The 14,190-nt window shown below is 68.5% G+C and carries 15 protein-coding genes; 7 read left to right on the top strand and 8 right to left on the bottom strand.

The window, feature by feature from the left end:
- Nucleotides 1–13 precede the first annotated feature (13 nt).
- Together AC5RWG_RS05130 and AC5RWG_RS05135 are read left to right on the top strand one after the other, a co-directional pair.
- The gene (locus AC5RWG_RS05130; protein WP_494000297.1) at nt 14–709 is read left to right on the top strand and encodes an amino acid ABC transporter permease; all 696 of its coding nucleotides are present in this window, start codon (nt 14–16) and stop codon (nt 707–709) included.
- On the top strand, nt 706–1,569 hold the full coding sequence (locus AC5RWG_RS05135) for an amino acid ABC transporter permease (protein WP_494049653.1): 864 nt from the start codon (nt 706–708) through the stop codon (nt 1,567–1,569). Before AC5RWG_RS05130 ends, AC5RWG_RS05135 begins: the two co-directional genes overlap by 4 nt.
- A 95-nt stretch (nt 1,570–1,664) precedes the next feature.
- Here AC5RWG_RS05135 and dapE read toward each other — a convergent pair whose 3' ends face one another.
- Nucleotides 1,665–2,753: a succinyl-diaminopimelate desuccinylase gene (gene dapE / locus AC5RWG_RS05140; protein ID WP_494139352.1), complete on the bottom strand. Its 1,089-nt coding sequence runs from the start codon at nt 2,751–2,753 to the stop codon at nt 1,665–1,667.
- Nucleotides 2,754–2,827: 74 nt separating this feature from the next.
- Between dapE and dapD the strand changes: the two genes are divergently transcribed.
- Nucleotides 2,828–3,799: a 2,3,4,5-tetrahydropyridine-2,6-dicarboxylate N-succinyltransferase gene (dapD, locus tag AC5RWG_RS05145; protein ID WP_494075554.1), complete on the top strand. Its 972-nt coding sequence runs from the start codon at nt 2,828–2,830 to the stop codon at nt 3,797–3,799.
- 20 nt (nt 3,800–3,819) lie between these two features.
- Nucleotides 3,820–4,680, top strand: coding sequence for a hypothetical protein (locus AC5RWG_RS05150; protein ID WP_494139351.1), 861 nt, complete (start codon nt 3,820–3,822; stop codon nt 4,678–4,680).
- 14 nt (nt 4,681–4,694) lie between these two features.
- Here AC5RWG_RS05150 and AC5RWG_RS05155 read toward each other — a convergent pair whose 3' ends face one another.
- The gene (locus AC5RWG_RS05155) at nt 4,695–5,306 is read right to left on the bottom strand and encodes a hypothetical protein (protein WP_494012577.1); all 612 of its coding nucleotides are present in this window, start codon (nt 5,304–5,306) and stop codon (nt 4,695–4,697) included.
- A gap of 189 nt (nt 5,307–5,495) precedes the next feature.
- Here AC5RWG_RS05155 and galE point away from each other — a divergent pair, with 189 nt between their 5' ends.
- The gene (galE, locus tag AC5RWG_RS05160; RefSeq protein ID WP_494012578.1) at nt 5,496–6,509 is read left to right on the top strand and encodes a UDP-glucose 4-epimerase GalE; all 1,014 of its coding nucleotides are present in this window, start codon (nt 5,496–5,498) and stop codon (nt 6,507–6,509) included.
- A gap of 66 nt (nt 6,510–6,575) precedes the next feature.
- Here galE and AC5RWG_RS05165 read toward each other — a convergent pair whose 3' ends face one another.
- The 3 genes from AC5RWG_RS05165 to fdxA all read right to left on the bottom strand — a co-directional run bounded on the left by AC5RWG_RS05165 (nt 6,576) and on the right by fdxA (nt 9,477).
- The gene (locus AC5RWG_RS05165; RefSeq protein ID WP_494000304.1) at nt 6,576–7,859 is read right to left on the bottom strand and encodes a citrate synthase; all 1,284 of its coding nucleotides are present in this window, start codon (nt 7,857–7,859) and stop codon (nt 6,576–6,578) included.
- 161 nt (nt 7,860–8,020) lie between these two features.
- On the bottom strand, nt 8,021–9,148 hold the full coding sequence (gene dapC, locus AC5RWG_RS05170; protein WP_494012579.1) for a succinyldiaminopimelate transaminase: 1,128 nt from the start codon (nt 9,146–9,148) through the stop codon (nt 8,021–8,023).
- A 5-nt stretch (nt 9,149–9,153) separates the two neighbouring features.
- Entirely contained in the window at nt 9,154–9,477 is a 324-nt protein-coding gene (gene fdxA / locus AC5RWG_RS05175) for a ferredoxin (protein ID WP_127511272.1), read from the bottom strand.
- 91 nt (nt 9,478–9,568) lie between these two features.
- Between fdxA and AC5RWG_RS05180 the strand changes: the two genes are divergently transcribed.
- Nucleotides 9,569–9,817: a putative acetyltransferase gene (locus AC5RWG_RS05180; RefSeq protein ID WP_494012580.1), complete on the top strand. Its 249-nt coding sequence runs from the start codon at nt 9,569–9,571 to the stop codon at nt 9,815–9,817.
- Here the strand turns inward: AC5RWG_RS05180 and AC5RWG_RS05185 are convergent.
- On the bottom strand, nt 9,805–11,121 hold the full coding sequence (locus tag AC5RWG_RS05185; RefSeq protein ID WP_494012581.1) for an MFS transporter: 1,317 nt from the start codon (nt 11,119–11,121) through the stop codon (nt 9,805–9,807). The genes AC5RWG_RS05180 and AC5RWG_RS05185 overlap by 13 nt on opposite strands.
- Before the next feature lie 68 nt (nt 11,122–11,189).
- Between AC5RWG_RS05185 and AC5RWG_RS05190 the strand changes: the two genes are divergently transcribed.
- Nucleotides 11,190–11,684: an ArsR/SmtB family transcription factor gene (locus tag AC5RWG_RS05190; RefSeq protein WP_494012582.1), complete on the top strand. Its 495-nt coding sequence runs from the start codon at nt 11,190–11,192 to the stop codon at nt 11,682–11,684.
- Between the two features lie 24 nt (nt 11,685–11,708).
- On the opposite strand, the gene AC5RWG_RS05195 is transcribed toward AC5RWG_RS05190, so the two are convergent.
- Together AC5RWG_RS05195 and typA are read right to left on the bottom strand one after the other, a co-directional pair.
- Nucleotides 11,709–12,203 (bottom strand): hypothetical protein, encoded by a 495-nt coding sequence (locus AC5RWG_RS05195; protein ID WP_494025514.1) that lies wholly within the window; start codon nt 12,201–12,203, stop codon nt 11,709–11,711.
- Nucleotides 12,204–12,213: 10 nt separating this feature from the next.
- Nucleotides 12,214–14,136 (bottom strand): translational GTPase TypA, encoded by a 1,923-nt coding sequence (typA, locus tag AC5RWG_RS05200; RefSeq protein WP_494012584.1) that lies wholly within the window; start codon nt 14,134–14,136, stop codon nt 12,214–12,216.
- Nucleotides 14,137–14,190 lie beyond the last annotated feature (54 nt).

The raw sequence follows: 14,190 nt of genomic DNA on the forward strand, positions 1-14,190 counted from the left end.
CCACCGAAAGGGGATGGACAGTTTGTCCGAGTATTTCCAGAGCTACCTGACGGCGCTGGAGACCTACGACGTCGTCGGAGCCTTGTGGGTCAATATCCAGCTCGCTTTCTGGGCCGCCCTGGGTTCGTTGGTGCTGGGTACCGTCCTGGCCCTGATGCGCATCTCACCGGTGCCCAGCTTCCGCTGGGCCGGCGCGGCGTACGTCAACGTCTTCCGCAACACGCCGCTGACCATCATCATGGTGTTCTGCATCCTGGTGGCGGTCTTCCAGCTCCAGATGAACCTCTCCGGCGATTTCGACTTCAACTTCTTCCTCTGGGCCATCGTCGGGCTGTCCGTCTACCACGCGGCCTTCGTCTGCGAATCCATTCGCAGCGGAGTCAACACCGTGCCCCTGGGACAGGCCGAGGCCGCCCGCGCCATCGGGCTGAGCTTCCTGCCGGCGGCGCGGATGGTCATCCTGCCCCAGGCCTTCCGGGGTGCCGTGGCGCCGCTGGGCAACACCCTGATCGCCCTGACCAAGAACACCACGGTGGCAACGGCGGCGTCGGTCGCCGAATCCGCCGGGCTGATGAAAACCATGATCGAGTTCCGGCCGGATGTCATCATGGCCATTTTCGCGACCTTCGCCATCGGCTTCGTGATCATCGTGCTGCCGATCGGTCTGGTGACCACTTGGCTCTCCAAGAAACTGGCGGTGTCACGATGAACATCAAGCAGAACGTCCTCTTTGATGCGCCCGGCCCGAAGGCCCGTGCGCGGATCATGGTCACCAACATCATCGGCATCCTGCTCTTCCTCGGCGCGGCGATCTTCGTCATCGTCGGACTGAACGACAAGGGCCAGCTGTCATCCGAGCTGTGGACGCCGTTCCTGACCGGCGAGGTCTGGCAGTTCACCATCCTGCCGGGCCTGATCAACACCTTTAAGGCCGCCGCAGTCTCGATCCTCACGTCCGTGGTCTTCGGGCTGCTCTTCGGCGTGGGCAGGCTCGCCTCGAACGGCCCCCTGCGGTGGCTCTGCGGAGTGATCGTCGAACTCTTGCGGGCTGTCCCGGTGTTGCTGATGATGATTTTCTTCTGGCTCCTGTTCGGGCAGCTGAGAATCGGCACCCCGGCGGACATCCCGTTTTACGCCGTCGTGACGGCCCTGACGCTGTACAACGGATCGGTGATCGCAGAACTGGTCCGCTCCGGCGTGTTCGGCCTGCCCAAGGGCCAGCGTGAAGCCGGGATGGCGATCGGCATGACCCGTGCCCAGTCGTTGCGCAGCATCGAACTGCCGCAGGCCCTGGTGGCCATGCTGCCGGCCCTGGTCAGCCAATTCGTGGTGATCCTGAAGGACTCTGCCCTCGGCTACATCATCACGTACTCCGAGTTGCTGCGGTCGATGCAGATTTACGGCTCCGCCGGTCCGATCCTGCAGTCGCTGACGATTGCGGCCGTCCTCTTCATCGTCGTCAACTTCGCCTTGTCCTGGGTAGCCAACTGGCTCTCCAAGTTCCTGAGCAGCAGGACCGCGGGCGAGACCGCGCCGCTGACCACGCAGCCGATGGCCGTCAAGGTGTGACCGGCTGCCGCTGACCGCCGACAGGGAAGGGGAGGATGCCTGCGCGTCCTCCCCTTCCCTGTTGCCCGGCGGCATCCTCCGGCGCCCCCGGACGGTCAGGCCAGCAGCCAGCGGCGCAGCGCCGCCCGGCACTCGCGGACGGCCTCCGCCGGAACGTGTTCGTTGTCGGTGTGGGCCAGCAACGCGTCGCCGGGGCCGAAGTTGACGGCCGGAATGCCCAGCTCGCTGAACCGAGCCACGTCGGTCCAGCCGTACTTCGGCTTTGGCTCCGCCCCCACGGCGGCGACGAATTCGGCGGCTGCCGGGTGGTCGAGGCCGGGCCGGGCGCCGGCCGCGGCATCCGTGCAGACCACCGTGAAGCCCTCCAGCAGGTTCCGCACGTACAGTTCGGCGTCTGCGGGCGTCTTATCCGGAGCGAACCGGTAATTGATTTCCACCGTGGTGCTGTCGGGGATGATGTTGCCCGCCGTGCCGCCCTTGATCTTCACCGCGTTCAGGCTCTCGCGGTACTCCAGGCCGTCGACCGTGACAGTGGCCGGTTCATGGTCCCGGAGCCGGACCAGGATATCGGCCGCGGCGTGGATAGCGTTGACGCCCCGCCAAGCGCGCGCGGAATGCGCCGCCTGGCCCACCGTGCTCGCTTCGAACCGGGCCGTGCCGTTGCAGCCGCCTTCCACGGTTCCGTCGGTCGGTTCGAGCAGGATGGCGAAGTCGCCCTGCAGCAACTGGGGGTGGTTGCGCACCAGCCGGCCCAGCCCGCTCATCGAAGCATCCACTTCCTCGTGGTCGTAGAAGACGTAGGTGACATCGCGGTTGGGTGCCGCCAGCTCGGCGGCCAGCGCCAGCTGCACCGCTACCCCGCCCTTCATATCGGTGGCGCCGCGCCCGTACAGCACGTCCCCGTCCCACACCGACGGCACGGTTCCGAGGGAGCCGGGCACGGCGGGCAACGGCACGGTGTCGAGGTGGCCGGCCAGGATGACCCGCTCCGGCCGCCCCAGCTGCGTGCGCGCGACGATGGCGTCGCCGTCGCGCAGCACCTTCAGGTGCGGCAGGGCCCGCAGGGCGGCCTCCACGGCGTCGGCCAGGGCGGTCTCGTTGCCGGACACGCTGTCAACGTCGATCAGCGCCGCGGTCAGCTCGGCGACGTCGGCGGTCAAGTCCAGGGCAATGGTGGAAGTCACTCCCCCAGCTTAGCCAGACGCGCCTGCGGCATCCCGGCGTCACCGGCCCCGACGCGCTCGGTAGACTTGCATCCATGACCGCGAGCACCACCGCCACCGCCACTCCCCGCACCGCCCACGGCACCGGGCTGGCCACCGTCACCGACAGCGGCACCGTCCTCGACGTCTGGTATCCGGCGCCGGCGCTGGGCCCTGCCGGCGCCGCCCGGGACGCGGAGACCGGCCTCGAGGCCGACGCCGCGGACAGCGCCGACGCGGACCGCGGCACCCGTCTTGAGGTCCTCACCCGCAGCATCGACCTGGACGCCGCGCCGGCCGACACCGCCGACGCCTACCTCCGGCTGCATCTGCTCTCCCACCGCCTCGTCACCCCCAATTCGCTGAACATGGACGGCATTTTCGGGCAGCTGCCCAACGTGGTCTGGACCAACTTCGGCCCGTGCGCCGTGGACGGTTTCGAAGCGGTCCGCCGCCGGCTGCGCCGCCGCGGCCAGGTGACCGTCTTCGGCGTGGACAAGTTTCCGCGCATGGTGGACTACGTGGTTCCCACCGGCGTGCGGATTGCCGAGGCCGACCGGGTCCGCCTCGGCGCGCACCTGGCCGCCGGCACCACGGTGATGCACGAAGGCTTCGTCAACTTCAACGCCGGCACGCTGGGCACTTCCATGGTGGAGGGCCGCATTTCCGCCGGCGTCATTGTGGCGGACGGGTCCGACGTCGGCGGCGGCGCCTCGATCATGGGCACGCTCTCCGGCGGGGGGAAGGAACGGATCAGCATCGGCGAGCGCGTGCTGCTGGGCGCCAACTCGGGCGTCGGCATCAGCATCGGCGACGACTGCGTGGTCGAGGCCGGCCTCTATGTGACCGCCGGAACCCGGGTCAGCCTGATCGACGTTGCCACCGGGGACCACCGCCAGGTCAAGGCCGTGGAACTCTCCGGCCTGCCCAACCTCCTCTTCCGCCGCAACTCCACCAGCGGCGCAGTGGAAGTCCTGCCGCGCAAGGGCCAGAGCGTGGAGCTCAACGCGGTCCTGCACGCCAACTAGCAGTCCCGGACGGCACCGCCATGTCCCGGCAAGCCCGTGCACGCAGGACACGCAGCCTGCTCAGCCTGATCGTCCTGCTGGCCCTGGTCGGCGGTGCCGCCTACTTCGCCGCCACCTTCATTGACCGTTCCCAAACCCTGGTCCGCGAGCGGTGCACCGCCGTCGTCGGTTCGGACACCTACGAACTGGCACCGGACCAGGCCGCGAACGCCGCGCTCATCTCGGGGATTGCCGTCGGGCGCGGGCTGCCCGCACGCGCCGCGTCGATCGCCCTGGCGACGGCCATCCAGGAGTCGAAGCTGCGCAACATCGATTACGGCGACACGGCCGGTCCCGACTCCCGGGGGCTGTTCCAGCAGCGGCCGTCCCAGGGCTGGGGCACCGAGGAACAAGTGCAGGACCCGGTGTATGCGGCCAACAAGTTCTACGAGGTGCTCGAACAGGTCCCGGGCTACGAGTCCATGCCGGTGACAGACGCGGCCCAGACCGTCCAGCGCAGCGCCTATCCGCTGGCGTACGCGGACCATGAGGCCGAGGCCAAGGCCTTCGCCTCGGCGCTGACCGGGCACTCGCCCGCCGCCCTGAACTGCGTGCTCAAGGATGCCGAGGCAGCCGGCGACCCCGCTGTCGTCCTGGCGCAGCTGGAGGCCGTGCATCCCGGCCTGGACATGGCCGTCGCCGGCCGCGAGGTCCGGGTGGCGGCAGCCGACGAGCGGGGCTGGGCGGTGGCGCAGTGGGCGGTCGCTTCTGCCAAAGGGCTCGACCTTGAGTCGGTGGCCCACGCGGGCCTGAGCTGGCAGCGTGACGACGGCGGCTGGGTCGGCGCCGATACCGACACCGGCTACGTCGTGATCACGGTGGCGCGGGGCCCGGTCGCCTGAACCCCCCGTCGCGGCTAGACGATGAGTTCGACGATCGGCTGAAGGTAACTGCGGAAGGCGCTTTCGTCGTCCAACAGTGTCTGGCACAGCAGCACCCGGTCCGGCTCCACGAACCAGGCACGCGGCTCGCACAGCGGCAGCTCGATGAGCTTCAGCTCGAAGGTGCGCGCGGCGCGGCCGAGCTCCATTTCCCGGTCCTGGACCAGCTCGCGGATCAACCCGTTCGTGCCCTTGGCCTCGCGCTCCTGCGCCAACTTCCCGTACTCGGCCATCCGGGCACGCGCCCAGCTCATCCCGGCGCCGAAGTGGGCCTGCAGCAGCAGCCGCAGCGCGGGGCTGCCGGCGAAGGCGGGAAAGGACGGCGGGGCCAGTTTGGCGGCGTTGCCCGGGCGGTCACGGACCAGGTCCTCCCACCACTTCTCCCATTCGTCCCGCAGCGCCGCCGGGCCGCCGACATGCGCGGTCAGCTGGGTGGGATCGGCGGTGCGGACCGTCGGCAACACCGGCGACACCGCGGGCCGGCCGGCTCCGGCCAGGCCGGCGGCGTCGCGAAGGTAGAGGGCCAGCAGCATATGTCCCGAGGTGTCTGCGGTGATCCGCCACCCCGGCCCGCCCGTCTCGTGCATGCTGTCCGCGTCCTTTCGCTCGGACCGACGACGCAGCTCATCTGCAGTTGCCCCCGCACGCGGGTGCCGCCGGCGGGCATCCCCACTGCCGCCTGTAGCTCAACTCTAGACCTTGCTGTCCAGCCCTTGTACCTGCCCCGCTGCGGGCCGTGGCGGGGTGATCCGGGGTGAGCTACTAAGCTGGTGGGCATGAGAATTCTGGTCACCGGAGGAACCGGCTTCATCGGCTCGCACACCACGCTCGCCCTGCTGGAGGCGGGGCACGACGTGGTGGTGCTCGACAACCTGGCCAATTCCAGCGAGGAGTCGCTGCGCCGCGTCCAGGAGCTGGCCGGCCGGCAGGCACGGTTCCACCAGGCCGACCTGCTGGACGAGGCCGCGCTTAACCGGGTGCTGGAGACAGAGTCCGTGGACGCCGTGATCCACTTTGCCGGCCTGAAGGCCGTCGGCGAGTCCGTTGAAAAACCCCTGCACTACTACCACAACAACGTGGGCGGCACGCTGAACCTGCTCCGCGCGATGGATGCCCACAACGTCCGCACGATCGTGTTCAGTTCCTCGGCCACCGTGTACGGCGCCACCGAGGAGGTGCCGCTGACCGAGAAGCTTCCGCTGGACGCGATTAATCCCTACGGCCGGACCAAGGAACAGATCGAGGACATCCTGTCCGACCTGGGCGACTCCGACCCGCGCTGGCACGTGGCCCTGTTGCGCTACTTCAACCCCGTGGGCGCGCACGAAAGCGGGCGGATCGGCGAAGACCCGACGGGTGTGCCCAACAACCTGCTGCCGTTCGTGGCGCAGGTGGCCGTGGGCCGCCGGGACAAGGTCCGGGTCTTCGGCAGCGACTACCCGACGCCGGACGGTACCGGCGTGCGCGACTACATCCATGTCATGGACCTGGCCGCCGGACACCTGGCGGCCCTGGACTTCATCGCCGGCCGGCCCGGAGTGCGCCGGTGGAACCTGGGCACCGGCAAGGGCTCCTCCGTGCTGGAGGTGCTCGCCGCGTTCGGCAAGGCCGCGGGATTCGACATCCCCTACGAGCTGACCGACCGGCGCCCCGGAGACGCCGCCATCAGCTATGCCGACCCTTCCGCCGCGCTGGCCGAGCTCGGCTGGTCGGCGGTCAAGAACCTCGAGCAGATGTGCGAAGACCACTGGCGCTGGCAGAAGAACAACCCGAACGGCTACGCCGGCTGAAGCAAAACGAACGGCCCCCGGATCGCTCCGGGGGCCGTCGGCGTTATGGCGTGCTCCGCCGTCGTACTAGCGGGCCGGGTACTCGCGCTCCTGCGCGCCCGTGTACAGCTGCCGCGGGCGGCCGATCTTGGTCTGCGGGTCCTTGATCATTTCCCGCCACTGGGCGATCCAGCCGGGCAGGCGCCCGATGGCGAACAGCACCGTGAACATCTTCTCCGGGAAGCCCATGGCCTTGTAGATCAGGCCGGTGTAGAAGTCCACGTTCGGGTACAGCTTGCGCTCGATGAAGTAGTCGTCCGCCAGCGCCTTCTCTTCCAGGCGCATGGCGATATCCAGCAGCTCGTCGTTGCCGCCGAGCTTGCCCAGGATCTCGTGCGCGGTGGCCTTGACCAGGCGGGCGCGCGGATCGTAGTTCTTGTAGACGCGGTGCCCGAAGCCCATCAGGCGCACGCCTTCTTCCTTGTTCTTGACCTTCTCCATGAACTGCTCCGGCTCCTGGCCGCTGGCCTGGATCTGGCGGAGCATGTTCAGCACCGCCTCGTTGGCGCCGCCGTGGAGCGGGCCGAACAGCGCGTTGATGCCGGCCGAGACGGACGCGAACATGTTGGCGTTGGAGCTGCCCACCAGGCGCACGGTGGACGTGGAGCAGTTCTGCTCGTGGTCAGCGTGCAGGATGAGCAGCAGGTCCAGGGCCTTGACCACCGTCGGGTCCAGTTCGTAGGGCTCGGCGGGCAGGCCGAAGCTCAGGCGCAGGAAGTTCTCCACCAGGTTCATGGAGTTGTCCGGGTAGAGCAGTGCCTGGCCGATCGACTTCTTGTGCGCGTAGGCGGCGATCACCGGCAGCTTCGCCATCAGGCGGATGGTGGAGAGCTCCACCTGCTTGTCATCGAACGGGTCCAGCGAGTCCTGGTAGAAGGTGGACAGCGCGCTGACCGCCGAGGAGAGCACCGGCATCGGGTGCGCGTCGCGCGGGAACCCGCCGAAGAAGCCCTTGAGTTCTTCGTGCAGCAGGGTGTGGCGGCGGATCTTGTGGTCGAACTCCTCCAGTTCGGTGGGGGTGGGCAGTTCGCCGTAGATCAGCAGGTAGGACACTTCGAGGAAACTCGAGTGCTCGGCCAACTGCTCGATCGGATAGCCGCGGTAGCGGAGCACACCGGCGTCGCCGTCGATGTAGGTGATGGCCGAGGTGGTCGCCGCCGTGTTCATGAACCCCGGGTCGAAGGTGACCGCGCCGGTCTGCTTCAGCAGTTTGGATACGTCGTAACCGTCGTTGCCTTCGGCGGCCTTGAGCCGTGGGAGTTCGAGTTCGCCGCCATCGAAGTGCAGCTTGGCACCGGTCTGCTCAGTCATTGAGTCCCCTTCAGGAGGTTTAGAAGCTTACGGCACGCCGGGCGCTTGTGGCACTGAGCATGCACATACTCGGGTAAAACGCTACCCGTAGAGTCACGGATATATCTAATCCGCGACATATATTTTTGTTCATATCCACAGTCAGGCGCTGCCGGGCCGGGTCAGGAAAGCCGCTCGACGGCGGCGTCGATCCGTTCGTCGCTGCCGGTCAGCGCCACCCGGATGTGGCCGTTGCCGGCCTCGCCATAGAACACGCCGGGTCCGGTGACGATGCCCAGCTCGGCCAGACGGCCCACGGTGGTCCATGTATCTTCCCCCGCGCTCCCCCACAGGTACAGCCCGGCCTCGGAATGGCGGATCTGCACGCCGAAATTCTCCAGCGCCGGCAACAGCCGCTCGCGCCGGCTCCGGTACAGGTCCTTCTGCTCCTGGACGTGGGCGTCATCGCGCAGGGCGGCGAGCATCGCGGCCTGGACCGGGAACGGCACGATCATGCCGGCATGCTTGCGGCTGTTGATGATGTTCGGCATCAGCGCCGGGTCGCCGGCCAGGAACGCGGCACGGTACCCGGCAAGGTTTGACTGCTTGCTGAGCGAGTATGCGCACAGCAGGCCCTCGTGCGAGCCCTGCGCGACGTACGGGTCCAGCACGCTCGGCACGGCCTGCCCGCCGCGGGCGGTGTCCCAGGCGCCCCAGCCCAGCTCCGCGTAGCATTCGTCGGAAGCGACCACGGCGCCCAGGCCGCGGGCGTCCTCCACCAGGGTGCGCAGCTCTGCCCGGTCCCGGACAATGCCCGTCGGGTTGCCCGGCGAGTTGACCCACACCAGTTTCACCCGGCTCCTGGTCTGCGCATCCAGGTCCGCCAGGTTGTCCGCCGCCACCGGGGTTGCGCCGGCGAGGATGGCGCCGATGTCGTAGGTCGGATACGCCACGACGGGGCGCACCACCACGTCGCCCGCCCCGAGTCCCAGCAAGGTGGGCAGCCAGGCGACCAGCTCCTTGGAACCGACGGTGGGCATGACCGCTTCCGGATCCAGGCCGGGAACGTTGCGACGGCGGCCGAACCAATCCGTGATCGCTTCCCGAAGTTCGGCGGTGCCGTGGGTCGTGGGGTAGCCCGGGGCATCGGCGGCCGCGGCCAGGGCCTCCCGGACGACGGCCGGAGTGGAGTCAACCGGCGTGCCGATGGACAGGTTCACCGCGCCGCCGGGGTGCCCGGCCGCTTTTTGCGCGTAGGGCGCCATGGCGTCCCACGGGTATTCCGGCAGCTGCAGGCCGAAAGGACTCATCGAGTTCAGTCTTGGTTCTGCGGCGGCAGCGCGGCGATCAGCGGGTGGTCCTTGTGGGTGTTGCCCAGCTTGGCGGCACCGCCCGGGGAACCCAGATCGTCGAAGAACTCCACGTTGGCCTTGTAGTAGTCCGCCCACTCCTCGGGGGTGTCATCCTCGTAGTAGATGGCTTCGACCGGGCAGACCGGTTCGCAGGCGCCGCAATCGACACACTCATCCGGGTGGATGTACAGGGACCGTTCGCCTTCGTAGATACAGTCCACCGGGCATTCTTCGATACATGCCTTGTCTTTTACATCCACGCACGGCTGTGCGATTACGTACGTCACGTCCGTCAGCACCTTTCTGAACAGTTCCCACTAGCGTATCCGTTGGGACCATTATCTCCCCAGCCGGGCGCGGCCCGCCTAAGATGGTCACGTGATACCCGCTACCCCCGCCGCGTTCCTGGCCGCAGCAGCACCGGGAACGCGCGTGGTGGTTCGGTACCGGATCGAGGGCGGCTTCACCGACGTGCTCGGCGAACTGCGGGCCGTCGACGCCGACAGCTGCACGGTAGGCACCAGGCGCGGAGACGTCGTCGTCCCGTTGCCGGCCGTGGCCGCGGCCAAGCAGGTGCCGCCCGCCCCGCCGCGACGCCGCCCGCGGGCCGGCGGTCAGCCCTCGTAGCTGTCCGGCAGTTTCCGCAGGGCCCACAGGGGCGAGAACAGCACCGGCGCCGCGGCAAGCGCGGACCCGGCCGCACCGATCCACAGGGTAGGCACCAACCCGATGGTTCCGCCGAGCAGGCCCGCCAGCAGCCCGGAGAGCGGCAACACACCGTACACCGCGAAGCGGATCGACGCGTTCATCCTCCCGAGCAGCCGCGGCGGGCAGACCCGCTGGCGCATCGTCACCTGCATCACGTTGTAGACCAGGGAGCAGAAGGAGACGCCGGCCTCGCCGACGATCAGCAGGAACAGTGCCGAGGCGGAGTCCGGCATCAGCACCGACAACGGCATCGCCGCCAGGAAGACCGCCGAGGCAACGCTGGCCAGCGGAATCAGGGCCCCCTCGCCGGTCAGCTTCGCCAGCCGGGGCGCCGCCACCGCTCCCAGCAGCCCGCCGGCCGCGGCGACCGAGTAGACCAGCCCCAGCGCGGCCGGGCCCAGACCCAGTTCGCGCAGCACCAGGATGGGAAACAGCGTGAAGGCCAGTCCGGCGAAGAAATTTGTCAGGCCCGTGCACGCGGCTATCCGGCTGATCAGCGGGTGCCGGACCACGAAGCCGAGCCCTTCCCGGATTTCCACCGCGAGCGGCCTCCGGCCGTGCCGCGGAGCAGGCATTTCCCGGTCCGAGGTGCGGACCAGGAACAGGGCCGAGAACAGGTAGCCGAGCGTATCCGCCAGGAACAGCAGCGGAGCCGCCATCACCTGCAGCAGGCCGCCGCCCGCGGCGGGTCCGCCCATCCTCGCCAGCTGCGCGGTGCTCTCCAGCTTGGAGTTCGCCGACGACACCTGGTCGCCGCGCACCAGGACCGGGATGTAGCTCTGGTAGGCCACGTCGAAGAACACCGTTGCGCAGCCGATCACGGCCGCCACCGCGTACAGGTGCCACATCTGCAGCACGCCCGCCCACCACAGCAGCGGCACGGACAGCATCGCGGCCGCACGGACCAGGTCGGCCGTGATCATGACCCGCCGTTTGAGCCAGCGGTCCACCCAGGCCCCCGCCGGCAACCCGATCAGCAGAAAGGCGGCGGTGGCGCTGGCATTGAGGACACCCACCTGGAATTCGCTGGCCCCGAGCACGGCCACGGCGAGCACCGGGACGGCCAGCTGGCCGATCTGGGCCCCGACCTGGCTGAGCGCCTGGGCCGACCAGAAGGTGCGGAAGTTCCGGTCCCGCCATAACGACGGCGATGCCCCGCCCGGGTGGGCGGCGCCGGCCGCCGGGGCGGTTCCGGAGGCCCCGGGCGCGGGTAGCTGGGTCACAGGTCACAGTCTCGGGTAGCGATTGGGGAAAGTCAATCGTTAGGTGCCCGGTGTCGTATGCTGGAGACATGCCTACGGATCAGGACCTGCAAGCCGCCGGGCGGGCGCTCAGCTCCCCGGTAAGGCTGCGCATTCTCCGGCTCTGCCTCCACCGGTCCCGGACCAATAAAGAGATCGCGGAGCTGCTCGGCCTGAATCCGGCCACCTCGCTGCACCACGTGCGCACACTGCTCAACACCGGCTTCCTGGAGGCCGAGGAACCGCGGAAGGGCAACCGGGGGGCCAAGGAAGTCCCCTACCGCGCCACCCGGATGTCCTGGGGCGCGAAGATGCCGGACGCGGCACCGGTGCTGGTGGAGACCTTCCTGCAGGAAATCGACGGCCTGGCCCCGGACGAGATCGAAACCACGCGGATGGGCATTAAGCTCAACGACGCGCACCGCGAGGAGATGCTGGCGAAGATCCGTGCAATCTTCGAGGAATACGCGATGTTGCCCGCCGACGAGGACGGGACCGCTACCTCAATCTTCATGGCGCACCATCTGGACCAGACGGCGAATTGACGCCCGGCGCGCGGGCGAGGCCCGTCAGGCGCCGGCCCGCCGCGGCTTGAGCGCCCAGGCGCAGGCCAGCAGCGCCGCGATGGTGGCGAAAACCAGCCCGATCATCCAGATCCGGCCCGCCACGGCGATCGGCAGTTCCACCGCCGCCGTGGTTCCCGTGACGATCAGCGGCTCGCCGCCGGGAGCCATCGCCATCAGCCCGACGAGGACGTAGGAGAGGACGCCCGTGAGGCCGGCCATCAGGACGTTGTGCGTCTTGAGTCCGGCCCAGACCATCACCGCCAGGGCGAACAGCAGGGCTGCCGCGGCGCCCCACGGATACCCGGACTCCCCGGCATAGAGAATCTGCGAGTGCAGGGCCGTGCCCGCGACCGCCGTCGCCACCGCGCCGAAGACGGCCGTGCCCCACCCGTGGAAGGCGGGACGCCGCCGTCGTGCCGCGCGCCGTTCGGGGCCCTGCCCGGAAACAGCGGAAGGCAACCCGCCGCGGTCTCCGGCGGGTTGCCTCTGCTCTGTCATAGGGTCCAGTTTATGCCCGGGCGCGCGCACGGGCGGCCTTGAGCCGCTCGTTGGCGTCCAGGACCACCTTGCGGATGCGGATCGCCTCCGGGGTGACCTCAACGCACTCGTCCTCGCGGGCGAATTCGAGGGACTCCTCCAGGGTCAGGTTCCGCGGCGGGGTGAGGTTCTCGAAGCTGTCGGAGGAAGCGGCACGCATGTTGGTGAGCTTCTTCTCCTTGGTGATGTTCACGTCCATGTCGTCAGCGCGCGAGTTCTCGCCCACGATCATGCCTTCGTAGACCTCCGAGGTGGGTTGGACGAAGAAGGAGCCGCGTTCCTGCAGGTTGATCATCGCGAAGGGCGTGACCACGCCGGCCCGGTCGGCCACCATCGAACCGTTGGTGCGGTACTCGATCGGTCCGGCCCACGGCTCGTAGCCCTCGGAGATGGACGCGGCGATGCCGGCGCCCCGCGTTTCGGTCATGAACCGGGTGCGGAAACCGATCAGTCCGCGGGCCGGAACAATGAACTCCATCCGGACCCAGCCGGTGCCGTGGTTGGCCATGTTGACCATCCGGCCCTTGCGGGCGGCCAGCAGCTGCGTGACGGCGCCGAGGTACTCCTCGGGCACGTCGATGGTCATGTGCTCCATCGGCTCGTGCACCTTGCCGTCGATGGTCTTGGTGACCACCTGGGGCTTGCCCACGGTCAGCTCGAAGCCCTCGCGGCGCATCTGCTCCACCAGGATGGCCAGTGCCAGCTCGCCGCGGCCCTGGACCTCCCAGGCATCCGGGCGTTCGGTCGGCAGCACCTTCAGCGAGACGTTGCCCACCAGTTCCTTGTCCAGCCGGTCCTTGACCTGGCGGGCGGTGACCTTGGCGCCCTTGACCTTGCCGGCCAGCGGCGAGGTGTTGATGCCGATGGTCATCGAGATGGCCGGGTCGTCCACCTTGATCAGCGGCAGCGGCTGCGGGTTCTCGGCGTCGGTCAGGGTCTCGCCGATGGTGATGTCCTCGATGCCGGCGACGGCGACAATCTCGCCCGGGCCGGCGGATTCGGCCGGCACGCGCGTCAGTCCCTTGGTGGCCAGCAGTTCGGAGATCCGGACGTTCTTCAGCTGGCCGTCCTGGCGGGCCCAGGCCACGGTCTGCCCCTTCTGCAGGGTGCCGTTGTAGATGCGCAGCAGCGCCAGGCGGCCCAGGAACGGGGAGGCGTCAAGGTTGGTCACGTGGGCCTGCAGCACGCCCTCGGGGTCATAGGACGGGGCCGGCACGTGCTCCATGATGGTGGCGAACAGCGGCTCCAGGTCCTCGTCTTCCGGCAGGGTACCGTCGGCGGGCTGGGTCAGCGAGGCCCGGCCGGCCTTGCCGGAGGCGTAGACAACGGGAACGTTGAGGACGGCGTCCAGGTCCAGATCGGGGACTTCGTCGGCAAGGTCCGAGGCCAGGCCCAGCAGCAGGTCCATCGCCTCGGCAACGACGGCGTCGATGCGGGCGTCCGGGCGGTCGGTCTTGTTGACCACCAGGATGACGGGGAGCTTGGCGGCCAGCGCCTTGCGCAGCACAAAACGGGTCTGCGGCAGCGGGCCCTCGGAAGCGTCAACCAGCAGAACCACGCCGTCCACCATGGACAGGCCGCGCTCCACCTCGCCGCCGAAGTCGGCGTGGCCGGGAGTGTCGATCACGCTGATGGTGATGGTCTCGCCCTGGGCGGCCGGACCGGAGTAGAACACGGTGGTGTTCTTGGCCAGGATGGTGATGCCCTTTTCACGTTCCAGTTCCCCGGAGTCCATGACGCGCTCTTCGGTTTCGCCGTGGCTGGAGAAGGCACCGGTGTGCTTCAGCATGGCATCCACGAGGGTGGTCTTCCCGTGGTCGACGTGGGCTACGATCGCGACGTTGCGAAGGTCGCTGCGGACGGCGCTCTGCGTCGATGCGGTGGTTTCAGACATGCGGGATTACTCTTCCGTGGATTACATGGAACCTGGGCCTAATATCGGACAGCC

The organism is Arthrobacter sp. Y3221160, from assembly GCF_059092585.1.

Excerpts from the sequence above, each read along its gene's own strand:
- AC5RWG_RS05150 (WP_494139351.1), top strand. The coding sequence starts at position 3,820 with ATGTCCCGGCAAGCCCGTGCACGCAGGACACGCAGCCTGCTCAGCCTG.
- galE (WP_494012578.1), top strand. The coding sequence starts at position 5,496 with ATGAGAATTCTGGTCACCGGAGGAACCGGCTTCATCGGCTCGCACACC.
- dapD (WP_494075554.1), top strand. The coding sequence starts at position 2,828 with ATGACCGCGAGCACCACCGCCACCGCCACTCCCCGCACCGCCCACGGC.
- AC5RWG_RS05190 (WP_494012582.1), top strand. The coding sequence starts at position 11,190 with ATGCCTACGGATCAGGACCTGCAAGCCGCCGGGCGGGCGCTCAGCTCC.
- dapC (WP_494012579.1), bottom strand. The coding sequence starts at position 9,148 with ATGAGTCCTTTCGGCCTGCAGCTGCCGGAATACCCGTGGGACGCCATG.
- AC5RWG_RS05135 (WP_494049653.1), top strand. The coding sequence starts at position 706 with ATGAACATCAAGCAGAACGTCCTCTTTGATGCGCCCGGCCCGAAGGCC.
- typA (WP_494012584.1), bottom strand. The coding sequence starts at position 14,136 with ATGTCTGAAACCACCGCATCGACGCAGAGCGCCGTCCGCAGCGACCTT.
- AC5RWG_RS05130 (WP_494000297.1), top strand. The coding sequence starts at position 14 with ATGGACAGTTTGTCCGAGTATTTCCAGAGCTACCTGACGGCGCTGGAG.
- AC5RWG_RS05195 (WP_494025514.1), bottom strand. The coding sequence starts at position 12,203 with ATGACAGAGCAGAGGCAACCCGCCGGAGACCGCGGCGGGTTGCCTTCC.
- AC5RWG_RS05155 (WP_494012577.1), bottom strand. The coding sequence starts at position 5,306 with ATGCACGAGACGGGCGGGCCGGGGTGGCGGATCACCGCAGACACCTCG.
- AC5RWG_RS05165 (WP_494000304.1), bottom strand. The coding sequence starts at position 7,859 with ATGACTGAGCAGACCGGTGCCAAGCTGCACTTCGATGGCGGCGAACTC.